21 protein-coding genes are annotated in these 21784 nt (G+C 68.0%); 11 read left to right on the top strand and 10 right to left on the bottom strand.

Features of this window, described 5'->3' with window-relative positions; genetic code table 11:
- Positions 1–162 precede the first annotated feature (162 nt).
- The 5 genes from ACREEF_RS10370 to gmk all read left to right on the top strand — a co-directional run bounded on the left by ACREEF_RS10370 (position 163) and on the right by gmk (position 4514).
- Positions 163–402: an acyl carrier protein gene (locus tag ACREEF_RS10370; protein ID WP_105564338.1), complete on the top strand. Its 240-nt coding sequence runs from the start codon at positions 163–165 to the stop codon at positions 400–402.
- Between the two features lie 118 nt (positions 403–520).
- Complete coding sequence (gene fabF, locus ACREEF_RS10365; RefSeq protein ID WP_431565504.1) at positions 521–1801, top strand: beta-ketoacyl-ACP synthase II; 1281 nt, start codon at positions 521–523, stop codon at positions 1799–1801.
- 1 nt (position 1802) lies between these two features.
- A complete protein-coding gene (gene mltG, locus ACREEF_RS10360) occupies positions 1803–3002 on the top strand; it encodes an endolytic transglycosylase MltG (protein WP_431565503.1) in 1200 nt (399 codons plus the stop codon).
- The gene (locus ACREEF_RS10355) at positions 2999–3883 is read left to right on the top strand and encodes a YicC/YloC family endoribonuclease (protein ID WP_431565502.1); all 885 of its coding nucleotides are present in this window, start codon (positions 2999–3001) and stop codon (positions 3881–3883) included. The genes mltG and ACREEF_RS10355 overlap by 4 nt, the downstream gene beginning before the upstream one ends.
- Positions 3873–4514: a guanylate kinase gene (gene gmk / locus ACREEF_RS10350; protein WP_431565501.1), complete on the top strand. Its 642-nt coding sequence runs from the start codon at positions 3873–3875 to the stop codon at positions 4512–4514. The genes ACREEF_RS10355 and gmk overlap by 11 nt, the downstream gene beginning before the upstream one ends.
- 138 nt (positions 4515–4652) lie before the next feature.
- On the opposite strand, the gene ACREEF_RS10345 is transcribed toward gmk, so the two are convergent.
- From ACREEF_RS10345 to ACREEF_RS10315, 7 genes are all read right to left on the bottom strand, one after another.
- The gene (locus ACREEF_RS10345) at positions 4653–5783 is read right to left on the bottom strand and encodes a pyridoxal phosphate-dependent aminotransferase (protein WP_431565500.1); all 1131 of its coding nucleotides are present in this window, start codon (positions 5781–5783) and stop codon (positions 4653–4655) included.
- Between the two features lie 9 nt (positions 5784–5792).
- Positions 5793–6602: a 16S rRNA (adenine(1518)-N(6)/adenine(1519)-N(6))-dimethyltransferase RsmA gene (rsmA, locus tag ACREEF_RS10340; protein WP_431565499.1), complete on the bottom strand. Its 810-nt coding sequence runs from the start codon at positions 6600–6602 to the stop codon at positions 5793–5795.
- A 10-nt stretch (positions 6603–6612) separates the two neighbouring features.
- Positions 6613–7629, bottom strand: a complete 1017-nt coding sequence (gene pdxA / locus ACREEF_RS10335) for a 4-hydroxythreonine-4-phosphate dehydrogenase PdxA (RefSeq protein WP_431565498.1) — start codon at positions 7627–7629, stop codon at positions 6613–6615.
- Positions 7629–8972 carry a peptidylprolyl isomerase gene (locus ACREEF_RS10330; protein WP_431565497.1) on the bottom strand — a complete coding sequence of 448 codons (1344 nt, stop codon included), beginning with the start codon at positions 8970–8972 and terminating at the stop codon, positions 7629–7631. Before ACREEF_RS10330 ends, pdxA begins: the two co-directional genes overlap by 1 nt.
- 104 nt (positions 8973–9076) lie before the next feature.
- A complete protein-coding gene (locus ACREEF_RS10325; RefSeq protein WP_431565496.1) occupies positions 9077–11527 on the bottom strand; it encodes an LPS-assembly protein LptD in 2451 nt (816 codons plus the stop codon).
- A 40-nt stretch (positions 11528–11567) separates the two neighbouring features.
- Positions 11568–12671: an LPS export ABC transporter permease LptG gene (lptG, locus tag ACREEF_RS10320; RefSeq protein ID WP_431565495.1), complete on the bottom strand. Its 1104-nt coding sequence runs from the start codon at positions 12669–12671 to the stop codon at positions 11568–11570.
- Positions 12668–13801, bottom strand: coding sequence for an LptF/LptG family permease (locus ACREEF_RS10315; protein WP_431565494.1), 1134 nt, complete (start codon positions 13799–13801; stop codon positions 12668–12670). The genes lptG and ACREEF_RS10315 overlap by 4 nt, the downstream gene beginning before the upstream one ends.
- 152 nt (positions 13802–13953) lie before the next feature.
- Here ACREEF_RS10315 and ACREEF_RS10310 point away from each other — a divergent pair, with 152 nt between their 5' ends.
- The 4 genes from ACREEF_RS10310 to ACREEF_RS10295 are packed head-to-tail and all read left to right on the top strand — an operon-like array spanning position 13954 to position 16554.
- On the top strand, positions 13954–15429 hold the full coding sequence (locus tag ACREEF_RS10310; RefSeq protein ID WP_431565493.1) for a leucyl aminopeptidase: 1476 nt from the start codon (positions 13954–13956) through the stop codon (positions 15427–15429).
- A 27-nt stretch (positions 15430–15456) separates the two neighbouring features.
- Positions 15457–15918 (top strand): DNA polymerase III subunit chi, encoded by a 462-nt coding sequence (locus tag ACREEF_RS10305; protein WP_431565492.1) that lies wholly within the window; start codon positions 15457–15459, stop codon positions 15916–15918.
- Complete coding sequence (locus ACREEF_RS10300) at positions 15900–16235, top strand: hypothetical protein (RefSeq protein WP_431565491.1); 336 nt, start codon at positions 15900–15902, stop codon at positions 16233–16235. Before ACREEF_RS10305 ends, ACREEF_RS10300 begins: the two co-directional genes overlap by 19 nt.
- 19 nt (positions 16236–16254) lie before the next feature.
- The gene (locus tag ACREEF_RS10295) at positions 16255–16554 is read left to right on the top strand and encodes a hemolysin (protein WP_431565490.1); all 300 of its coding nucleotides are present in this window, start codon (positions 16255–16257) and stop codon (positions 16552–16554) included.
- Positions 16555–16595: 41 nt separating this feature from the next.
- On the opposite strand, the gene ACREEF_RS10290 is transcribed toward ACREEF_RS10295, so the two are convergent.
- On the bottom strand, positions 16596–16853 hold the full coding sequence (locus ACREEF_RS10290) for a DUF2164 domain-containing protein (protein ID WP_431565489.1): 258 nt from the start codon (positions 16851–16853) through the stop codon (positions 16596–16598).
- 16 nt (positions 16854–16869) lie between these two features.
- The gene (locus ACREEF_RS10285; RefSeq protein ID WP_431565488.1) at positions 16870–18753 is read right to left on the bottom strand and encodes an ABC-F family ATP-binding cassette domain-containing protein; all 1884 of its coding nucleotides are present in this window, start codon (positions 18751–18753) and stop codon (positions 16870–16872) included.
- A gap of 97 nt (positions 18754–18850) precedes the next feature.
- On the opposite strand from ACREEF_RS10285, the gene ndk reads away from it, so the two are divergent.
- Positions 18851–19270, top strand: coding sequence for a nucleoside-diphosphate kinase (ndk, locus tag ACREEF_RS10280; RefSeq protein WP_313575267.1), 420 nt, complete (start codon positions 18851–18853; stop codon positions 19268–19270).
- A gap of 141 nt (positions 19271–19411) precedes the next feature.
- Here the strand turns inward: ndk and purN are convergent, their stop codons facing one another.
- Positions 19412–20005, bottom strand: a complete 594-nt coding sequence (purN, locus tag ACREEF_RS10275) for a phosphoribosylglycinamide formyltransferase (protein ID WP_431565487.1) — start codon at positions 20003–20005, stop codon at positions 19412–19414.
- 160 nt (positions 20006–20165) lie between these two features.
- Here purN and ACREEF_RS10270 point away from each other — a divergent pair, with 160 nt between their 5' ends.
- On the top strand, positions 20166–21758 hold the full coding sequence (locus ACREEF_RS10270) for a S10 family peptidase (RefSeq protein WP_431565486.1): 1593 nt from the start codon (positions 20166–20168) through the stop codon (positions 21756–21758).
- Positions 21759–21784 lie beyond the last annotated feature (26 nt).

Below are 21784 nucleotides of genomic sequence, written 5' to 3'. Positions count from 1 at the left end.
CGACGCGCAACAGACTATTTCCCGTCCCGGCGGCTGTGCTAAAGGGCGGAGACGTTCCGCGCGAAGTGAGTCCCTCGAGGCTTGCGTCGTCGGCGCTGCCGTGACACGGCGAACACTGAGACCCCGCCTTCACGGCGACAACAAACAGGCAGAGAGACACTCATGTCCGACACCCTCGAACGCGTCCGCAAGATCGTTATCGACCACCTGGACGCCGATCCGGACAAGGTCACGGAAAAGGCTTCCTTCATCGACGACCTGGGCGCTGACTCGCTCGACAACGTCGAACTGGTCATGGCCTTCGAAGAAGAATTCGACGTCGAGATCCCGGATGACGCCGCCGAGCACATCCAGACCGTCGGCGACGCTGTGAAGTTCATCGACGAGAAGCTGGCTGGTTAATCCAGCTGCGATCCGTCGCACTTCCTAAGTGATGGCCGCCGTGGCGGGCCCCTAGCGGGACCGTCCGGCGGCCATTATTGTTTTCGGTCACGATTCTGCAGTCCAAGGAGCGCGAACCATGCGCCGCGTCGTCATTACGGGCCTCGGCCTCGTCACCCCGCTCGGCACGGGCGTCGAGCACGTCTGGAAGGGCATTGTCGAGGGGCGCTCGGGCATCGGTCCGATCACCTGCTTCGATACCGAAGGTTATGGCTGCACCATCGCCGGCGAAGTGCCGTCCGTGGACGGTCGCGGTCGCGGCGCGCCGGATCAGCCCGGCGTCTTCGATCCCGACCAGGTGATGTCGCACAAGGACCGCAAGCGCGTTGACGACTTCATCCTGTACGCCATCGCCGCCGCTGACGAAGCTCTGGCCGACGCGAACTGGAAGCCGGAATCCGAGGACGACAAGGAAGCGACCGGCGTCATGGTCGGCTCCGGCATCGGCGGCCTGGGCCCCATCGCCGACACGGCCATCGTGCTGAAGGAACAGGGCGTCCGTCGCGTCAGCCCCTTCTTCATTCCCTCGGCCCTGATCAACCTGGCCTCGGGCCAGATCTCGATCCGCCACGGCCTGAAGGGGCCGAATCATTCGGTCGTCACCGCCTGCGCCACCGGCGCCCACGCCATCGGCGATGCGGCCCGGATGATCGCCCTGGGCGACGCCGAGGTTATGGTGGCCGGCGGTGCCGAAAGCTCGGTCGTGCCGATCGGCATCGCCGGCTTCCTGGCCTGCAAGGCCCTGTGCACCGCCTACAACGACACGCCCGAGAAGGCGTCGCGCCCCTATGACCGCGGCCACGCCGGCTTCATCATGGGCGAGGGCGCCGGCATCATGGTGCTGGAAGAGTACGAACACGCCAAGGCGCGCGGCGCCAAGATCTACGCCGAGGTCGTCGGCTACGGCATGAGCGGCGACGCCTATCACATCACCGCCCCGTCGGAAGACGGCGACGGCGGCCTGCGCGCTATGAAGGCGGCGCTGAAGCGGGCCGGGATGGAGCCGTCGGACCTGGACTACGTCAACGCCCACGGCACCTCGACCATGGCCGACTGGATCGAGCTGAAGGCCATCGAGCGTCTGGTCGGCGATCACGCCAAGGACGTCGCCGTCTCCTCGACCAAGTCGATGACGGGCCACCTGCTGGGCGCCGCCGGGGCCATCGAGAGCATCTTCTCGGTTCTGGCCATCCGCGATCAGATCGCCCCGCCGACCATCAACCTGGACGACCCCGAGCACGAGACGGTCATCGATCTGGTCCCGCACAAGGGCAAGCCGATGAAGATCGATGTCGCCATGTCCAACAGCTTCGGCTTTGGCGGCACCAATGCGGCCGTGATCTTCAAGAAGGTCGACTGATTTGGCCAAGGCTCCGTCGCGTCGTTCCACGCCCAAGGTTCGCGTCCCCAAGAACCGTGTGCCGAAGCGGGGCGGCGGCGGAGCCGGCAAGTCCAGCCTCGGCGTCGGGCTGATCACCGCCGCCGGGACGCTGGGCCTGTTCGTGGTCGCGGCCCTGATCGCGCTGTGGGCGGTCTATTGGGGGCCGGGACCGTCGGCGAAGGTGGGCGAGGCGACCGTCGTCAGCCTGCCGTCGGGCGCGGGCGTGCCGGCCATCGCCGCCAGTCTGAAATCGGCGGGCGTGATCCGCTCGACCGATCTGTTCCGCGTCGCCGTCAGCCTGACCGGCGCCGACCGCAAGATCCGTGCGGGTGAGTATGAGGTGCCGTCGGGGGCCTCGCTGGCGACCGTGGTCGGTCTGCTGGTCGACGGCAAGGCGGTGCGCCACTACGTGACCCTGCCGGAGGGCTGGTCCTCGGCCCAGGCGGTCGACATCCTGATGAAACAGCCGGTCCTGACCGGCGAGGTCGAGGTTCCGCTTGAGGGCAGCCTGTGGCCCGACACCTATGAGGTCTCGCGCGGCGAAACTCGCGCCTCGGTCGTTGCGCGGATGCAGCGCGCCGCCAAGACCAAGCTGGACGCCCTGTGGGCCCAGCGCTCGCCCAACACCATCGTCACCACGCCGGAGGAGGCGATGGTCCTGGCCTCCATCGTCGAGAAGGAGACGGGTCTGGCCTCGGAACGGCCCCAAGTGGCGGCGGTCTTCACCAACCGTCTGCGGCTGGGGATGCGGCTGGAGAGCGATCCGACCATCGTTTACGGCGTGACCAAGGGCCGCCCGCTGGGCCGCGGCATCCGCGCCTCGGAACTGCGCGCCCAGACGCCGTGGAACACCTATCTGATCGACGGCCTGCCGCCGACGCCTATCGCCAACCCCGGCGAGGAGGCGCTGAAGGCGGTGCTGAACCCGCCGCGTTCGGACTACGTCTTCTTCGTCGCCGACGGCACCGGCGGCCACGTCTTCGCCCGCACCTATCCCGAGCATCTGCTGAACGTGGCGCGCTGGCGCGAGATCGAGCGCCGCAAGGCGGGTCTGCCGCCCGGGCAGACGGCCTCGGTTCCCGGCGCCGCGCCGACGCCGATGGGCGAGGGCGAGGCGGCACCCGTGGTCATCCCGCCGGGCGCCAGGGTCATCTCCGTGCCGACGGCGGCCCCACAATGAGCGCCATCTCCGGCATGACCGGTTTCGGCCGGGCCGACGGGGCGCTGGACGGCTGGACCTGGACGGTCGAGGCGCGCTCGGTCAACGGGCGCTCGCTGGAGGTCCGCTATCGCGGTCCCGGCAGCTTCGACAATCTGGAGCGGCTGACCAAGACGGCGGCTCAGGGCCGTCTAAACCGGGGCCAGGTGACGCTGGGCGTCCAGGCCAAGCGGGCCGAGGGCAGCGAGCCCGCGCCGCGCGTCAACGAGGCGGTGCTGGCAACGTATCTGAAGCTGGCGAATCAGTTGGCGGAAGAGGGGGCCGTGCCGCCTTCGGCCGACGGCCTGCTGTCCCTGCGCGGCGTCATCGAAGTGGCCGAGGAGGTCGAGGACCCGGAGGCCCACGCCGCGCTCGAGGCCGCCATCCTCGCCACCGTAGAACAGGCGCTGGACGCCCTGAAGCTGTCGCGTCAGCGCGAGGGCGAACAACTGACGCCGGTGATCCACGACTTCGTTGGGACCATCGAGGCTCTGACAGCGCGCGCCGAGCTGGAGGCCTCAAGCCAGACCGAGGCGATCCGCGAGCGCTTCACCCGCCGCATCAGCGAACTGGCTCCCGACGCCCCGGGGCTGGATGAGCGAATCTTCCTCGAAGCCGCCGCCCTGGCCACCAAGGCGGACGTGCGCGAGGAGCTGGATCGCCTGACCGCGCACGTCGCCTCGGCCCGCACACTGTTGCAGCAACCCCCCGCCGGGCGAAAACTCGACTTCCTGATGCAGGAATTCATGCGGGAAGCGAACACGCTCTGCTCGAAATCCGCTACCACGCCGCTCACCGGAATCGGCCTCGAACTGAAGGCCGTCATCGAGCAGCTTCGAGAACAAGTTCAGAATGTCGAATAACCGCACCCCCCGCCGTGGCGTCCTGCTGATCGTGGCCAGTCCGTCGGGGGCCGGGAAGACGTCGCTGTGCCGCCGCCTGATGGCGGATCACAAGGGGCTGGAACTGTCGGTTTCCATGACCACGCGCGGCATCCGTCCGGGCGAGGTCGACGGCCGCGACTACCACTTCGTCACTCACGAGGAATTCCAGCGCCTGATCGACGGCGACGCCTTCCTGGAATGGGCCGACGTGCATGGCAACCGCTACGGCTCGCCCGCAGCGCCGGTGAACCGCGCCCTGGCCGAGGGCCGCGACGTGCTGTTCGACATCGACTGGCAGGGCGCCCGCGACGTGGCCGGGAAATGCCCCGGAGACGCCGTGCGCGTCTTCGTCATGCCGCCCAGCCTCGAGGAACTGCGCCGCCGCCTGGTGACGCGCTCGCAGGACGCCGAGGACGTGATCGAACGCCGCGTCGCCAACGCCAAGGGCGAGATCGAGCACTGCGACGAGTTCGACTACGTCCTGGTCAACGAGGACTTCGACCGCTCCTACGCCGAGTTGGCCCACATCTATCACGCCGAGCGCAGCCGCCGTCACCGCAACCTGTGGGTCGACGCCTACAAGGCCGCCCTGCTGAAGGAAGTGGTCTGAAGCCACGCTTTCGTCCCGGCCGCCGCTTCGCGTAGCGAGGCGGAGCGGCGGGACCGCTCCAGACGCGATGCCTGGCCGAGGCGCTTCCTGCGGTCCCGGATAGCGGCTGCGCCGCTTCCGGGACGACGGGAAGAGCGCTTAGCTGCGCGCCGCGAAGAAGGGCTTGATGCGGGCTAGGGCGTCCTCGACCTGGGCGGTCGAGACGGCGAAGCTGAAGCGGATGAAGCGGTGGCCGTTGACCGGGTCGAAGTCGACGCCGGGCGCGGTCGCCACGCCGGTTTCGCGCAGCAGGGCCTCGCAGAAGCCGATGCTGTCGTCGGTCAGATGGCCGATGTCGGCGTAGATGTAGAAGGCGCCGTCCGGCGGGGCGATGGAGCGCAGCCCCATGGCCGGCAGGGCGTCGAGCATCAGGGCGCGGTTGGCGCGATAGACGTCGATGTTGGCCTCCAACTCCTCCTCCTCGTCCATGGCGATCAGACCGGCGTGCTGGCTGAGGGTGGCGGGGGTCAGGAACATGTTGCCGACGCGGGCGCGGGCTTGCGGCACTTCGGCCTCGGGCAGGATCAGCCAGCCCAGACGCCAGCCCGCCATGCTCCAGTATTTGGAGAAGCTGTTGACGATCAGGGCGTTGGGCTCGAACTGCAGCATGGACGGCGTCGGGCCGACGTAAGACAGGCCGTGGTAGATCTCGTCCGAGATGACCGAGATGTTCCGCTCGCGGCAGACCTCGGCGATGGCCTTCAGCTCGGCCTCGGGGATGATGGTGCCGGTCGGGTTGGCGGGGCTGGCGATGATGACGCCAGCGGGGGCGGGCTCCAGGGCGCGCAGGGCCTCGGCGGTCAGCTGGAAGCGCACCTCGGGGCCGCAGTCGATCTCGACCGGCTCCATGTGCAGGGCCTTCAGGGTGTTGCGATAGGCGACGTAGCCGGGACGGGCGATGGCCACCCGGTCGCCGGGCTGGAAACGCATCATCAGGGCCAGCACCAGGGCGGGCGAAGCGCCGGCCGTCATGACCACCCGCTCCGGATCGACGGTCACGCCATAGCGGTCGTCGTAGAGCTTGGCGATGCGGGCGCGCAGGGCCGGGCTTTCCCAATAGCCGCCGGGCTCGCTGTCCAGAATGCGGTGGGCCTGGGCGATGGCGGCGGCGGGCGCGCCGGTCGAGGGCTGGCCGAACTCCATATGGATGATGGAGCGGCCCTGGGCCTTCAGCTCATGGGCCAGGCGGCTGACGCTGATGGCGCGGAAGGGTTCGATCTCAACGGTCATGTCAGGCGGTCACTTCAGGGCGTCGGCCAGGCGGAGGAAGCCCGCGATGTCGATGACTTCGGCGCGGGCGTCGGGTTCGATGCCGGCGGCTTCGCACAGGGCGGCGCCGCCGAGCTGTTTCAGGCTGGAGCGCAGCATCTTGCGGCGCTGGCCAAAGGCGGCGGCGGTGACGCGTTCCAGCTTCTTCAGGCGCTCAGGCGAGGGGCGATCGGCCAGCGGCACCACGTGCACGACCGCCGAGGCCACCTTGGGCGGCGGGGTGAAGGCGGCGGCGGGCAGGTGCATGACGATGCGGGCCTCAGCGACGGACTGGGTGATGACGGCCAAACGGCCATAGGCGTCGTCGCCGGGGGCGGCCACGATGCGTTCGGCCACCTCCTTCTGGAACATCAGGGTCAGGGCGCAGGGCGTCCACGGGCCAGTCAGCCACTTGATCAGCAGGGGCGTACCGACGTTGTAGGGCAGGTTCGACACCAGATGCGTCGGGCCCTCGGTCAGTTGGGCCTCACGAACGTTCAGGGCGTCGGCCTCGACGATGGTCAGGCGGCCGGAGCCATCGTCCAGTTCGCTGAGCAGGGGGATGAAGCGGGGGTCCTTCTCGACCAGCACCACCTTGCCCGCGTCGCTTTCTAGGATGGCGCGGGTCAGGCCGCCGGGGCCGGGGCCGACCTCGATCACGGCGCGGCCCTCGAACGGCCCGGCGTAGCGGACGATTTTGCGCGTCACGTTGAGGTCCAGCAGGAAGTGCTGGCCGAAGCTCTTCTTGGCCAGCAGGCCGTGGGCGTCGAGCGTCTCGCGAAGGGAGGGGAGGTCCGTCATACGGGACGCCTTAGCGCGTGGCGCGCGCCGCCGCCATCTCTGAGGCCAAACGCACGGCGGCGATGAAGCTGTCGGCGCGGGCGATGCCCTTGCCGGCGATGTCGAAGCCGGTGCCGTGGTCGGGCGAGGTGCGGACGATGGGCAGGCCCAGGGTGGCGTTGACCCCGCCCCAGAAGTCCAGCGTCTTGACCGGGATCAGGGCCTGATCGTGATAGAGGCAGACGACCGCGTCGTAACGCGCCCGGGCCTCGTCGTGGAACAGGGTGTCGGCGGGCAGGGGGTCGGTGATGTTCAGTCCCTCGGCGCGCAGGGCGGCGGCGGCGGGGCGCAGGATCTCGACCTCTTGCAGGCCGATGGAGCCGCCTTCGCCCGCGTGAGGGTTCAGGGCGGCCATGGCCAGGCGCGGCGCCTTGATGCCGAAGTCGCGCTTCATCGATTCGTGGACGACGCGGGCGACGCGCATGACGCGATCCGCCGTCACAAGCTCGGGCAGTTGGTCGATGGCGACGTGGATAGTCACCAGACAGGCGCGCAAGTCCTTGGCCGTCAGCATCATGACCGGGCCGCGCGTGCCGGAATACGGCATGTCGACGGTCAGTTCGGCGATGAATTCGGTATGGCCGGGGAAGCGGAAGCCCGAGGCGTACATGGGCGCCTTGGCGATGGGGGCGGTGACGACGCCGCCGGCCTCGCCCGAGATGACCAGATCGACGGCGCGCTCGATCCAGTCGGCCACGGCCGGGGCGTTGCGCGGATCGGGGTGGCCCGGCGTGACCGGGGCGGGGGCGGGGTGGTGCAGGACGGGGATGGCGCGGCCGAAGGCGGCGCGGGCGTCCGACGGGCTGAATATCTGCTCCACCGGCGCGCCCTGGGCCGCCAGGACATCGGCGTCGCCGACGACGGCGAAGGGCGTGACGGGGGCGAGAGGACCGGGCGGCGTGGCCAGGATCGGCCACGCCTTGGCGATGATCTCCGGCCCCACGCCGGCGGGGTCGCCCATCGTGACGATGAGCGGCCGCATGGTCATCACTGCTTGATTTCGATCAGGGCGTCGGCCCGCAGGTCGCGCAGATAGCGGCGGCCCAGCATGGCGTAGTTCTGACCCTGCAGGCGCGATTCGACCTGTTGCGCCGAAGGGGCCTCGGGGCCGCCCAGGCGACGGCCGCAGACGGCCAGGACGTGCACGCCCAGCGGGGTGCGGACCACGCTGCTGACCGTGCCGACATCGGCCGAACGGGCGACCTGCTGGAACTGCGGCAGCAGGTTGGCCACGTCGCTCTCGCCCAGATCGGCGCCCAGCAGACCCTGCTCCGAACGGGCGCGTTCCAGGATGTTGTCGCAGGTCAAGCCGCCGCGGATCGCTTCCAGGCGTTGGGTCGCGGCCGTCACCTCGGCCTCGCTGGCGGTTTCGGGCAGTTCGACCATGACCTGCTTCATCTGCACCAGGCTGGTGGCCGCGCCCGAGCGCTTGTCGCGCATGTAGAGGATGTAGACGCCGCCATCGACGGGGATGGGGTTGGACAGCTGGCCGACCTCAAGCGTCTCCATCGCCTGTTGCAGAGCGGGCTGGACCGTGCCCTGGACCACCCAGCCGGCGTCGCCGCCGCGCGCCGCCGAGGGGGCGGCCGAGAACTGACGGGCCACGTTCATGAAGGGCGCGCCCTGGACCATCTGCTGGACCAGCTGACGGGCGCCGTTCATCGCTTCCTGCATTCCGCCGACGCGGCTGGCCTCGAGGTAGATTTCGCCGACCAGGTACTGGGGCTTGGTCGCTGATTCGGTCAGTTGCCGCATGGCCTGATCGACCTGGGCGCGCGTGACCTTGGCGCGGTCGCGGAAACGGCCGCCCACCAGTTCGCGCCAGCCGATCTCGGTGCGCAGCTGCTCGCGGAAGGCCTGGGGCCGGATGCCGCCCTGTTCCAGGAAGGCCATATAGTTCTGGGGCGTCGTGCCCGCCTCGCGCGCCATGCCGGCGATTTCCTGATCCACTTCGGCGTCGGAAATCTTCAGTTGTTCGAACTTGGCGATCTCGGCGGCCTGAAGGTGCTGTTCGATCAGGTCGTTCAGCGCCTGCTGCTGGATGGCGCCGATGTTTTCTTCGGTCGGCTGGACCTGGGTCATGGCCATCAGCACCAGCATCCGCTGGCGCAGGTCGTAGCCGGTGATGATCCGGTCGTTGACCGTGGCGATGATGCCGTCGGACAGGCGGAACTGAGGGGCCGTCGCAGTGCGCTGGGGCGCTTCCTCGGCGGCGGGGTTCAGCGTGCCTGCGGCGGGCGCAGGTTGCGCCGGCGCTGTCTGGGCCAGGGACTGTCCGACAGCCGTGCCGGCCATCAGGGCGGCCATGGCCACGCCCGTCGTGTAACGCATCAAACGCATCGTCAGTCCTGATTCCCTAAAGCGGTCTCGACCCGGTCCAGCAGCGCCATCAAAAGTCCTGGACCCCGGAGGGCGCACGCCCCTGCACGCCATGCTTACCGCATATCATTTCGATCATAGCCTGAACCTCCAAAAGTGGCGAGGTTAAGTCGGATATAGATGCCCTCGGAAGGGCCGGTCGGGCGCACCCGCGTGTTGTCGCGACGCCAGCCCAGCTCGAACCGGAAGCAATCGTCGTCGAACAGCAGGCCGACTTCCGAGCGGGTGATGACGTCGCGCTCCAGATCGGCGATGCCGTTCACCGCGACGCCCCAGTTGCCATGGACGAACTGCTGACCGGAAAGCTGCACGAATTCGTAGTTTCGGTTCAGGGGGCCGCTGACCGGATTGGAGCGGTCGATGATGTAGCTCAGGCTGGCCAGATTGCGGCGGCCCCAGCGGCCGTCGACGGTCGTCTCGGCCCGACGGAAATTACCGTTGCCGTCGATGGTGGCGTGGCCCCAGCCGCGAATGCGGTCCGACGGCGAGAAGGTCGCCTGCACCACCCAGTCCGAGTTGCGCGAGGCCAGGCCGGACGGGTCGTAGAGGTTCGCAGGGGCGTCAGGGATCGGCGTCAGGAATTCGCGCTGACGCTCGGCCCGGAGGCTGCGGCCGATGAAGAGGCTGGCCGAGCGTTTGTCGTCCCAGCGCAAGGTGGCGCGGGCGCCGGCGGTGAAGCGCAAGCCCCCTTCCATCAGGTCGTAACCGGGGAAGCGATCCATGCGGAACAGCGAGACGTGGTCCAGTTCCAGCGTCTGGCTGTCTTCGTTGGGGATGCGGGGGTCCAGATCGGCCTCGGTCGAAGCTGACAACTGGGCCATGGGCTCCAGCACCAGGTCGGACGAGGCGCTGAGGCGGCGGTACAGGGGATAGCTGACGTCGACCCCGGCGCTGGCGCGACCGCGCGTCAGGACGTCGGAGGTCTTGCCCAGCATCGGCGGCAGGTCGTCGACCGAATAGACCTCGAGCCGGGCGTCCGCGAACGGCTCCCAGCGCAGGCCCATCGGCGAGATGATGGTGCGGCGCCAGTCGACCTGGCCGGTGATGCGGCGGCTGTCGACGCCGGGCAGACCGTCGGTCGGGCCGGGAGGTATCAGTTCTGGAGCCAGGGTCGGGAAGCCGACATAGGCGTCGCGGGTCAGGGCCACGGCCGAGCCGCGTAGCCGCAGACGCCCGCCGAAGACCGGGCTCTCCGGCTCCCACCGCGCATCGATGATCGGCGCGACCAGCGGCAGGGTGTTGTCGTCCTCGAAGATGTTCAGCGCGGGCGTGACCGGATCGAACTGCGTCACCCGCAGGCTCTGGATCGAGAAGGCGGCCACCGACAGATAGGATCGTTCGGTCTGGCGCTCGGCGTAGATCTGGCTGATCAGGCGGCGACGGTCGCCGTAGTAGAGGCCGTTGTCCTGATAAGGAGAGTTGATGTCATAGCGGTCGAACAGGGTCTTGTCGGACACCCGTTCGACGGTGAAGCCGCCGCGCCATGGCCCGTTGAAGTCGAACTTGCCGTGCGACAGCAGGTAGCTGCGGCTGGTGCGGTCGCCGAAGCGGACGTTGCTTTCCGCATCACCGTCGCCGTCCAGGTCGAAGTCGCCGAAGTTGCGCCCATAGGTGTAGCCGCCGCGCGCAACAATCGTCCCGTTGTTGAAACGCCGCCGCCATTGCAGGTTTAGCAGGGGGGCGACGCGGGTGTTGATCTGGGGGCTGATCAGCCAGTCCTCGGACGGTGAAACCACCAGCAGATAGGGAACCTCGACCGAGACGCCGCGTCCTTCGTCATAGTCCGCGCGGGGAATCAGGAAGCCGGAGGCGCGATCGACGCTGGGGTCAGGATGGGCGAAGGCCGGCAGGTAGAAGACCGGCACGCCGCCGACGCGGAAGACCACGTTGCGATACAGGATGGCGCGCAGATCCTGGTCCTGAACCGCCTTGTCGGCCTGGATCGAGATGCTGGGCTGTTTCGGCCCGTTCACGTCGCAGATCGGGCAGGGGGTGAAGATGACCTGGTTCAGTTCGCTGACGTTTTCCGAACGGCGAACGGCGGTGGCGGCCATCAGGCTGGCGCCGTTGGCCAGGCGCATGGCCAGATCGACGGCGACCCCGGCCTTGAGGTCCGAATCGAGTTCGACACGGCTGGCGTGAAGGACCGAGCCGTCGGGCGCGACCACTTCGGCGTGGCCGGAGGCGGTCGCGACGCCAGTTTGCGTATCGTAGGTAAATTGCTCAGCGCGCACGCTGTGGTCGCGAACGCGGGCGAAGACCCGGTCCTGGGCGGCGCCGTCGGCGGTGACGACGTCGCCCTGACGGCTGGCGGAATCGGCGTTCACATAGATTGCGCCCGGCGTCAGGCCGTCGGGGCCAGGGACGCTCGCAGGGGCGGCGCCCTGGGGCTGGGCGGGCGCGACCTGCGCCATGGCCGGCAGGGCAGGCGCGCAAGCGATCAGGGCCGCTCCGGCCAGGAGCCGGGCACGCAGGGCTCCCTCTCGGGAAATGCGGCGATCACTCATGCGGAATCCACTCATTGCCGGGCGACCGGAAACCGTCCGATTAGCCGTCTTCGGTATAGAACAGCAAGGTAAAGGCGGCGAGCGCCGTCAGCACAGGGGGCAGCCAGGCCGCCAGGAAGGGCGGCACGACCTCGGCCGAGCCCATGGCCGAGGAAAACTGGTTCACGAAGAAGAAGGCGAAGCCCAGCACCACGGCGGCCACGGTCATCTTGGCCAGGTCGCCCAAACGCATCAGGCGCAGCGAGAAGGCCGCCGCCAAGATCGACATGGCGGCGAACATCAGCGGCGTGGCCAGCAGTTGCTGCAGACGCAGGCGATAGGCGGTCGAGGCGAAGCCCGCGTCCTCGATTCGCTGGATCTGGTTCGGCAGGGACCAGAAGGGTGTCGACTGGGGCCGGGCGAAGCGCTGGAACGCCTCCTTGTCCGCCAGGTTCGACGGCAGATCGAGGGTGGCGTAGCGCACCGCGCGTTGGCCCGTCTGGGCGCCCGTGGCGTCGGTCAGGCGCCAGCGTCCGGCGGTCAGCGAGGCCGAGGCGGCGTCGATCCGTTCGGTGAAGCTGCGCCGGCCGGCGGTCGTGGTCGTGTAGATGAAGAAGCTGGCGTCCAGCAGACGTCCGCTGGCCGGATCTTGGCGGGCGCCGCGAATGATCATCTGGCGCGTGGCGTCGCCCTCGCGCAGCCAGACGGCTTTCTGGGTTTCGCCGCCGGGCGTCGAGCCCGAGATGCGGCCACGCTCGCGCTGCCACAGGCCGTCGCCGGCGGCAGCCATGGGGCCGAGCGTGGTCACGGTCAGCACGCCCAGCACCAGGGCGCAGGCGGCTGCGGGCAGGACGAACCGCCAGGCTGAAACCCCCGCCGCCCGCATGGCGACCAGCTCGCTGCGTCGGTTCAACCCGACGAAGGCCGCCAGCGTCCCGAACAGGAAGACGAAGGGCAGCAGCTGGATGATGACCGACGGCGACTTCAGCAGCACCAAGCCGAAGATGCGGGCGCTGGACAGTTCGCCGGACGAGTTCAATCCGCGCGACACCTCGACGAAGTCGATGAGCATCACCAGGGCGGAGATGACGGCCAGGGCGACGGCCAGGGCGCGAAGCTGCTGGACCAGAACATAGCGTTCGATTCGGCCGAGACGGAGCCTCATGCGAACCTCGCCTTGAAACGTTCATAGGGCGCCCAGACGCGCCGCCGATGCGGCTTGAGCGCGCGGAACAGCAGGCGCAGGGCCACGAAACAGGTCGCCAGCGGCAACAGATATTGCAGCAGGTTCAGCGCTCCGTTCCAGGCGCTGGCCGCGACCAGGCCGTAGCCGACCACGCGCACCACCAGGAAGACGCCTGCCGCCTTGGCGATCCGGCCGCTGTAGCCGGTGCGGCTGAAGGAACCGCCCAGGATGGCCGTCAGGGCCAGAGCCATCGCCGCCAGCGCATAGAGGGGCGAGGCCAGCCGCGAATGGGCCTCGGCCAGCAGCTCGCCGCGCGTGCCGGCGCTTTCCAGCAGGGCGGGCGTGGGGTCGAACAGTTCGGTCAGCCACAGGTCGGACGGCTTGAAGCGGATGCGTTCGGTCGTCCTGGTATAGGGCGACAGGTCGAACACCTGCTGGTCGAACGACAGCTGGTTCAGCACGGCGCGCGACGAATAGCGCTGCATCGACCCGTTCTGCATGGTCAGGACCGGCACGCCGTCGATGCGGCCGAAGCGGGCGCTTTCGGCGTCCCAGGTCGTCACCGTCTTGCCGTTGTCCAGATAGACGAACAGGTTCTTGAGCAGGCCGTTCTGCTCGATCTGCTGCACATAGACGGTCAATCCGCCCGGTCCCTGGACGAAACGGCCTTCCTCGACCAGCAGGGCGGCCAGGTCGGTGCGGATGGCGAAGGCCTGACGGCGCGCCTCGCGCTGGGCCCAGGGCTGGACGAAGACATTGGTGATCAGGGCGATCACGGCGACGATGACGGCGATCTGGATGGCGGGGCGGATCAGCGACCAGCGGCTGACTCCGGCGGCGTAGGCGGCGGTCAGTTCCTGTTCGCGCTGCAGCCGCGTCAGGGCGATCAGGGCGCCGACGAACAGGCCGATCGGCAGGATGACGGCGATCAGCTGGGGCAGGGTCAGCAGGGTCAGCTTGGCCATGACCCAGATGCTCTGACCGCGCTCGACGATGACCTCGAGCTGATCCAGGCTCTGGCTCAGCAGGCCGATTCCGGCCAGCGCCGCGCACGCTGCCACGACGGGCAGACCGATCTGGCGGAAGAGATAGCCCTGAATCAGCGTCATGGTCGGGAAAGGAAGCGTTTCGGGGGGCGACTGAGTTGCAGCCGCGAGCGATGCGGGCCATGTAATACACATCCAAGCGCAACGGCGAAACAGCCGGTGCGCCCTGATTCAAGCACGACCGGGGCATGGAACCCTGGCCTGGAGTAGGTTTCATGAAAATCGAGTTCGTCGCTTCCCCCAGCGCCGCCGAAATCCTTGCCGTCCTGGCCCACGACGGCCGTGCGCTGGCCGGGACGGGCCCTGCTCTGGACGCCGCGGCGTCGGGCGCCTTGACCAAGGCGATGACGAACAGCCGCTTCACCGGCTCCGCCAACTCCACCCTGACTGTCGCCGCCCCGGCCGGCGTGGACGCCAACTCGATTCTGCTGGTCGGCGCTGGCGCGGCGGACAAGCTGGATGATCTGGCGGTCGAGACCGCCGCCGCCGCCGCCTATCAGGCGGTGAAGCTGTCGGGCGCCGAAGTCCTGACCCTCGACGCCGCCCACCTGTCGCCGGCACACGCCGCGCGCGCCGGTTTCGCCGTGCGTCTGGCCGCCTACCGCTTCGCCAAATATCTGACCAAGCAGAAGGCCGACAAAATTCCGTCGGTCACCACGGTGCGCGTCGTCACCTCGGACGTGAAGGCCGCCGACGCCGCCTTCCAGCCGCTGTCGGCCGTGGCCGACGCCGTCCTGTTCTCGCGCGACCTGGTCGCCGAGCCGGCCAACGTCCTCTATCCGGCCGAGTTCGCGCGTCGCGTGAAGGAACTGGAAGCCCTGGGCGCCAAGGTCGAGATCCTGGGCGAGGCCGAGATGGAAAAGCTGGGCATGAACACCCTGCTGGCCGTCGGCATGGGCTCGGAGCGTGAAAGCCAGCTGGCCGTGATCCAGTGGAACGGCGGCAAGGCGGGCGAGGCTCCCATCGCCTTCGTCGGCAAGGGCGTCTGCTTCGACACCGGCGGCATCAGCCTGAAGCCCGCCGACGGCATGGAAGAAATGAAGTGGGACATGGGCGGCGCCGCCGCCGTGGCCGGCCTGATGCACGCCCTGGCGGGCCGCAAGGCCAAGGTCAACGCCGTCGGCGTCCTGGGCCTGGTCGAGAACATGCCTGACGGCAAGGCCCAGCGTCCCGGCGACGTGGTCGTGTCGATGTCGGGTCAGACGGTCGAGGTGCTGAACACCGACGCCGAGGGCCGCCTCGTTCTGGCCGACGCGCTCTGGTACACGCAGGAACGCTTCAAGCCGAAATTCATGATCGACCTGGCGACCCTGACGGGCGCCATGATCATTTCGCTGGGCCTGGAATACGCGGGCGTCTTCTCGAACGACGACGATGTGGCGAACGCCATCGCCGCCGCCGGTCCCAAGGTCGGCGAGAACGTCTGGCGTATGCCGATCCCGGCCCAGTACGAGCGTCATATCGATAGCCCGATCGCCGATGTGAAGAACATGGGCAACGGCCGCGCCGGGGGCTCGATCACCGCCGCCCTGTTCCTGCAACGCTTCACCAACGGCGTGCCGTGGGCGCACATCGACATCGCCCCGACCGCCTGGGTCAAGGACAGCCGCAACCCGACCGTGCCGGACGGCGCCGTGGGCTGGGGCGTGCGCCTGCTGGACCGCATGGTCGCTGATACCTACGAAGCCTGATCCGACGCATTCAGAGGGTAGGGCCGGGTGTCTGACGCAAAGCCGGAAATCTGGTTCTACCACCTGGAGCGCTCGACGCTGGATCAGGTGCTGCCGGGCCTGCTGGAAAAGACCCTCCAGCGGGGCTGGCGCGCGCTCGTGCGCGGGGCGGTTTCGCATCGCCTCGACGATATCGACGAACACCTGTGGACCTATCGCGACGACAGCTTCCTGCCGCACGGGCGGGCTGAGGACGAGCACGCCTCGCGTCAGCCGATCCTGCTGTCCGAATCGGGCGAAAATCTCAATCGTGCTCAGGCGTTGTTCATCGTCGATGAGTCAGATCTGGGGGCCACGGAGGGGTACGAGCGGTGCTTCATCATTTTCGACGGCCGAAACGAACAGGCGTTGCAGCACGCGCGCGGGCGCTGGCGCACGCTGAAGGCGGCGAACGCCAACCTGGCCTACTGGAAACAAACGGACGAAGGGCGTTGGGAAAAGGCGGCCTGATCATTCTCGGACTGCTGGCGGTCGCCGGCTGCTCCTCGGCTTCGTCCGCGCCGACCGCGCCCCGCATCGTCGAACAGGCGCGTCAGAACCAGCCAGTCGGCGCGCGTCTGCCGCAAACCGACGCGGATATGTGCAAGGCGGGCGAACTTCAGTGGTTGGTCGGGAAACCACGCACCGAGATTCCCGTTCCGGTGGACGTGGTGAACCGTCGGGTGGCCTGCACCACGTGTCCCGTCACCGAGGATTACTCGCCTTACCGCCTGAATATTTTCTACAATCAGCAAACCGGCATCGTCGAGCGCGTAAGCTGCGGCTAGGCCGAAACGGAGAGACGCCATGAAGACGATTCTGATGCTGACGGCTTTCGCGGGCGCTGTGGCGCTCTCGGCCTGTGCGCCGACGCAAGAAGCCACGCCCGCGCCGGGCGGCGAAGCCACGCCCGTCGCCTGCAAGGCCGGCGACTATCAGGAATATGTCGGCCGCAATCGCTCGACCATCCCCGCCGACGCCCCGGCTGGCCGCATCTTCCGCGTCCTGTGCAGCAGCTGCGCGGCCACGATGGACTTCCGCGACAACCGCGTGAACTTCACCTACGACGACAAGACCAACGTCGTGACGCGCGTCAGCTGCGGCTGATCGAGCTTTCTATTCGAGCGACGCCAGAGAGCGGGGCGGGTTTAGCGGCCCGTCCCGCTTTCGCGTTCCAGGGCATAGATGGCGTCGGCGATGTCCTCGGCCTTGGCCGTGACCACGGCCTGGGCGTCGGCCAGGCCGCGATTGTAGAACCAGCCGCCGATCTGGCCGCCAAAGAACTCCAGCACCATCTCGGCCTGAAGCTGGCTGATGTCCTGATCCAGCTCCTTGCTGAAGAAGTCGCGGATGCGCCCGCCGATGGCGGTCCGCTCTTCCTTGGTGAACTGGATCGGCTTGGTCATCAGGACGCTCTGCTCATCAGGAAACGGCGGCCAGGGCTTCCTCGGCCTCGACCCAGGCGGCCTCGGCGGCCTCCAGGTCGGACTGGGTCTTTGCGCGGGCTCGCGTCAGGCCTTCCAGCGCCTTGGGGTTGGATACGGCGGCGTTGGCCAGGTCGTCGTCGATGCGGGCGACTTCGGCCGCCAGCGCCGACATACGTTCCTCGGCCTTTTTCACCGCATGGCGCAAAGTCGATGGCGAGGGGCCGGACTTCTTGTCGTTCTTCTTCTTGCCGCCTTGCGAGGGGGCCGCGGCAGCCGCCTCCTGCTTGATCTGGCTGGGCTTGACGGCGGCGGCCTTGGCGCGATCCAGGACGAACTCCTGATAGTCGTCCATGTCGCCGTCGTAGGGCTTCACCGTGCCGTCGGCGGCCAGCCACAGGCGGTCGGCCACAAGCTCCATCAGCGAGCGGTCGTGGGTGATCAGGATGACGGCGCCGCTGTAGTCGTTCAGCGCGTCCAGCAGGGCGCGGCGGCTGTCGATGTCTAGGTGGTTGGTCGGTTCGTCGAGGATCAGGACGTGGGGCGCGTCCATGGCCACCATGTTCAGCAGCAGGCGGGCGCGTTCGCCGCCCGACAGGCTGTCGACCGTAGTTTCCTGCTTTTCGTAGCCGAGGCCGAACTGGGCCAGCTTGGAGCGGCGGCTGCTCTCGCTGGCGTCCGGCATGGCCCGGCGGATGATCTCCAGCGGGGTGTCGGTGGGGTCCATGGCCTCGATCTGATGCTGGTGGAACCAGCCCACGCGCATCTTCTTGTCGCGATGCAGTTCGCCCTCGGACACGTTCAGGGCGCCGGCGATCATTTTGGCGAAGGTCGACTTGCCGGCGCCGTTGACGCCCAGCAGACCGATGCGGTCGTCCAGATCCATGCGCAGGTTCAGATTGCGCAGGATCGGTTTGCCGGTCTCATAGCCGACGTTGGCCCGTTCCAGACGGATCAGCGGCGGCGCCAGCGGGCGCGGCGGCGAGGGCAGGGTGAAGGGGGCGACGCGCTCTTCGATGGTGGTCGAGACCGGCTCCATCTTGGCCAGACGCTTCATCCGCGACTGGGCCTGGGCGGCCTTGGAGGCCTTGGCCTTGAAGCGGTCCACGAAGGCCTGCAGGTGGGCGCGCTCGGCGTCCTGCTTGGCCTTGGCCGACAGTTGCAGACGGGCCTTCTCGGCGCGCGCCTTCTCGAACATGTCGTAGCCGCCGGTGTAGAGCTCCAGCTTGCGGTTCGCCAGGTGCAGGATGTGGGTGCAGCTGTTGTTCAGCAGCTCGCGGTCGTGGCTGATGATCAGGGCCGTGTGCGGATACTTCTGCAGCCGGCTTTCCAGCCACAGCGCCCCTTCCAGGTCGAGATAGTTGGTCGGTTCGTCGAGCAGCAGCATGTCCGGCTCGGAGAACAGGGCCGCCGCCAAAGCCACGCGCATCCGCCAGCCGCCCGAGAACTCGGACATGGGACGCTGCTGATCGGCCTGGCTGAAGCCCAGACCGGCCAGGATCTCGCCGGCGCGGGCCGGGGCCGAGTCGGCGTCGATGTCGATCAGACGCGCCCAGATCTCGCCCATCTCCTCGGGTTCGGCGGTTTCCAGACGGGTCAGCAGATCGTGGCGTTCGACGTCGGCTTCCAGGATGGTGTCCAGCACGCTGTCGGGGGTGGCGGGGTGTTCCTGATCCACCGAGCCGACGCGGGCGGTCTTGGGTAGGCTGACCTCGTCGCCGTTGGCGGCCAGTTCGCCCAGAATCAGCTTGAACAGGGTCGATTTGCCGATGCCGTTGCGGCCCACCAGGCCGACTTTCGAGCCGGGCGGCAGGCTGACGGAGGCGTCGTCGAGGAACTGGCGGCCCCAGGCGTTGAACGTCAGGTTGGTGATCTGGAGCATGGAGTGCGTCTGACGTTACAGGTGGCGGTTGGAAAGCGGGGAGGGCGCCGCTATAAGCCCGCGACCCTCAAACTACCAAACCGCAAAGAGTCTTCCCATGACCGAACGCACTTTCTCGATCATCAAGCCCGACGCCACGCGCCGCAACCTGACCGGCGCGATCAACGCCGTCATCGAAGGCGCTGGCCTGCGCATCGTCGCTCAGCGCCGCATCAAGCTGACCGAAGCCCAAGCCAAGAAGTTCTACGAAGTGCACGCCGAGCGTCCCTTCTACGGCGAACTGGTGTCGCAGATGATCGCCGAGCCGGTCGTCGTGCAGGTGCTGGAAGCCGAAGGCGCCGTCGCCAAGTACCGCGAAGTCATGGGCGCCACCAACCCGAACGACGCCGCTGAAGGCACGATCCGCAAGCTGTTCGCCCTGTCGATCGGCGAGAACTCGGTCCACGGTTCGGACTCGCTGGAAAACGCCGGCATCGAAATCGCTCAGTTCTTCACCGACGCCGACATCGTTGGCTAAGGTTTTTTGTTGGGCCGCGGTCCAAAGGCTCCGCCTTTGCGACCCGATGCGGCCTGGCAGGGATAACGCGGCCCGCCTTCGGCAACGGAGGCGGGCCGTTTCTTTTGTGCTCCCCCAGCCGTCACCCAGGAGGCGCCGCCTTCACTGCGCGGCGAAGGCCGCCAGCGTCTGCGGATACAGCACGTGTTCCGCCGTCTTGACCCGCTCGGCCAGGGTGTCGGCGTCATCGCCCGGCAGGATCGGCACGCGCGCCTGGCCCAGGATGGGGCCTTCGTCCACGCCTTCAGTGACGACGTGGACGGTGCAGCCCGCCTCGGCGTCGCCGGCCTCGATGGCGCGGGCGTGGGTGTTGAGGCCAGGATAGAGGGGCAGCAGCGACGGGTGGATGTTCAGCATCCGCCCCGCCCATTTCTGCACCAGCCAGGGCGTCAGCAGGCGCATGAAGCCGGCCAGGGCGATCACTTGGACGTCGCGCTCGACCAGCAGGGCGTCGATGGCGCGCTCGTGCGCCTCGCGGTCCTTGCCGAAGGGCTTGTGCTCGACGGTCAGGGCCTCGACGCCAGCAGCGCGCGCCTTCTCCAGTCCAGCCACGTTCGCGATGTTGGAGACGACCGCCACCACCTCATAGGGGGCGTCCGCAGCCTGACCCGCCGCGATCAGCGAGGCCATGTTCGAGCCGGAGCCGGAGATCAGCACGGCCACGCGGGTCTTGGGCTTGGCGGTTTCAGTCGGCATGGGATGGCTCGGGCGACGGATCGGGGGAGGAGGCGAGGGATGCGGCCGCGACGGCGGCTTGGCAAGCCCGCAGCGTTATAAAGTCCGTTGCCGGATGGACCGGCTTGAGGCTAGCGTCCCCGCGCCGGACCGTCCGGCGTGTTCAGGGGGAGTTCCAATCATGCGTCATCTGCTTACCGCCGTCTGCGCGACGGCGCTGCTCGCCGCGCCCATGCTTGCCATGGCTCAGGAAGCGTCCGGCGGCGGTTCCGGCCCGGTTCGCTCGGCCGCCGACCGTCTGCGCAACGCCAACGCCGAGCAGGTAGAACGCAACTGGGCCCGCGCCAGCGTCGAGGAAAAGGAGGTGACGACCAGCCATTCGATCACCGCCCACGGCCGCGCCATACGCTACAAGGCCACGGCCGGCACCCTGACCATTCGCGACGACGCGGGCATGCCGACGGCCAGCCTGTTTTACGTCGCCTATACCCTGGACGGTCAGCCGGTCGGCCGCCGTCCGGTGACCTATCTCTACAACGGCGGGCCGGGCTCGCCGACGGTCTGGCTGCACATGGGCGCCTTTGGCCCGGTGCGGGTGCTGACCGATGATCCGGTGGTCGAGCGCCCGGCGCCGTTCAATGTCGGCCCGAACGACATGACCCTGCTGGACAAGACCGACCTGGTCTTCATCGACATGGTCGGCGCCGGATACTCGCGTCCCCTGGCCGAGACGCCGGGTTCGACCTTCTGGGGCGTGGATCAGGACGCCGACGCCTTCACCCGCGCCATCATGCGCTACACCAGCAAGTTCAACCGCTGGTCCAGCCCGAAATACGTCCTGGGCCAAAGCTACGGCACCCTGCGCACCGGCGCGGTGGCGCATCAGCTGGAAAGCCGGGGGATGTCGCTGAACGGCGTCATTCTGCTGTCGTCAATCATGAACTACGGCGTGCGCCAGCCGGGCTATGCGCAGAACTTCATCACCCTGCTGCCGACCTATGCGGCGACGGCCTGGTATCACAACAAGGTGCCGAACCGTCCGGCGACGGTCGATGCCCACGTTCAGCGGGCGCGCGAGTTCGCCATGGGCCCTTATGCGGCGGCCCTGGCCAAGGGGCACATGATCTCGGACGCCGAGCGCGCCCAGATCGCCCAGCAGATGAGCGAACTGATCGGCCTCTCGCCGACCTTCATCGACAACGCCAACCTGCGGGTCGAGCTGTCGCCGTTCCGCAAGGAGCTGCTGCGGGATCGTCGCGAGACCATCGGCCGCCTGGACACCCGCTACCTGGGCATGGACGCCGACGCCGTGGGCGGCGAGCCGGAGGAAGACCCGTCGAGCAGCGCCATCACCGGGGCCTATTTCGGCGTCTTCAACGACTACATCGCCAATACGCTGAACTTCCGCACGGACATGGACTATCGTCAGTCGGCGCGCGGCCTGCCGGGCTTCAACTGGAACTGGAGCCACCGTCCGCCGGTGGGCGGGATGCAGACCACGCCGAACACGGCGATCGATCTGGCCACGACCATGCGGCGCAACCCGCATCTGAAGGTGCTGGCGCTGAACGGCTACTACGACGCCGCCACGCCCTTCTTCTCGACCGAGTTCGACCTGGCCCAGATGATGCTGGAGCCCAAGCTGCGCCAGAACCTGGAGTTCACCTACTATGAGGGCGGGCACATGATGTACACGAGCCGCAAGGCGCTCGAGGAACTGCACGTCGATCTGGCGAAGTTCTATGACGAGACCCAGAACGGCGGCGTTCGCTGACGTTCCGGCGGTAAAGAAAAAGGCCC

The organism is Brevundimonas sp. (genome assembly GCF_050729455.1).
Taxonomy (GTDB): domain Bacteria; phylum Pseudomonadota; class Alphaproteobacteria; order Caulobacterales; family Caulobacteraceae; genus Brevundimonas.
The sequence above is the reverse complement of the archived record's forward strand: the minus strand, read 5'-3'. Positions and strand labels throughout refer to the sequence as shown.

Excerpts from the sequence above, each read along its gene's own strand:
- ACREEF_RS10370 (WP_105564338.1), top strand. The coding sequence starts at position 163 with ATGTCCGACACCCTCGAACGCGTCCGCAAGATCGTTATCGACCACCTG.
- fabF (WP_431565504.1), top strand. The coding sequence starts at position 521 with ATGCGCCGCGTCGTCATTACGGGCCTCGGCCTCGTCACCCCGCTCGGC.
- ACREEF_RS10355 (WP_431565502.1), top strand. The coding sequence starts at position 2,999 with ATGAGCGCCATCTCCGGCATGACCGGTTTCGGCCGGGCCGACGGGGCG.
- gmk (WP_431565501.1), top strand. The coding sequence starts at position 3,873 with ATGTCGAATAACCGCACCCCCCGCCGTGGCGTCCTGCTGATCGTGGCC.
- ACREEF_RS10345 (WP_431565500.1), bottom strand. The coding sequence starts at position 5,783 with ATGACCGTTGAGATCGAACCCTTCCGCGCCATCAGCGTCAGCCGCCTG.
- rsmA (WP_431565499.1), bottom strand. The coding sequence starts at position 6,602 with ATGACGGACCTCCCCTCCCTTCGCGAGACGCTCGACGCCCACGGCCTG.
- pdxA (WP_431565498.1), bottom strand. The coding sequence starts at position 7,629 with ATGACCATGCGGCCGCTCATCGTCACGATGGGCGACCCCGCCGGCGTG.
- ACREEF_RS10330 (WP_431565497.1), bottom strand. The coding sequence starts at position 8,972 with ATGCGTTACACGACGGGCGTGGCCATGGCCGCCCTGATGGCCGGCACG.
- ACREEF_RS10325 (WP_431565496.1), bottom strand. The coding sequence starts at position 11,527 with ATGAGTGATCGCCGCATTTCCCGAGAGGGAGCCCTGCGTGCCCGGCTC.
- lptG (WP_431565495.1), bottom strand. The coding sequence starts at position 12,671 with ATGAGGCTCCGTCTCGGCCGAATCGAACGCTATGTTCTGGTCCAGCAG.
- ACREEF_RS10315 (WP_431565494.1), bottom strand. The coding sequence starts at position 13,801 with ATGACGCTGATTCAGGGCTATCTCTTCCGCCAGATCGGTCTGCCCGTC.
- ACREEF_RS10310 (WP_431565493.1), top strand. The coding sequence starts at position 13,954 with ATGAAAATCGAGTTCGTCGCTTCCCCCAGCGCCGCCGAAATCCTTGCC.
- ACREEF_RS10295 (WP_431565490.1), top strand. The coding sequence starts at position 16,255 with ATGAAGACGATTCTGATGCTGACGGCTTTCGCGGGCGCTGTGGCGCTC.
- ACREEF_RS10290 (WP_431565489.1), bottom strand. The coding sequence starts at position 16,853 with ATGACCAAGCCGATCCAGTTCACCAAGGAAGAGCGGACCGCCATCGGC.
- ACREEF_RS10285 (WP_431565488.1), bottom strand. The coding sequence starts at position 18,753 with ATGCTCCAGATCACCAACCTGACGTTCAACGCCTGGGGCCGCCAGTTC.
- ndk (WP_313575267.1), top strand. The coding sequence starts at position 18,851 with ATGACCGAACGCACTTTCTCGATCATCAAGCCCGACGCCACGCGCCGC.
- purN (WP_431565487.1), bottom strand. The coding sequence starts at position 20,005 with ATGCCGACTGAAACCGCCAAGCCCAAGACCCGCGTGGCCGTGCTGATC.
- ACREEF_RS10270 (WP_431565486.1), top strand. The coding sequence starts at position 20,166 with ATGCGTCATCTGCTTACCGCCGTCTGCGCGACGGCGCTGCTCGCCGCG.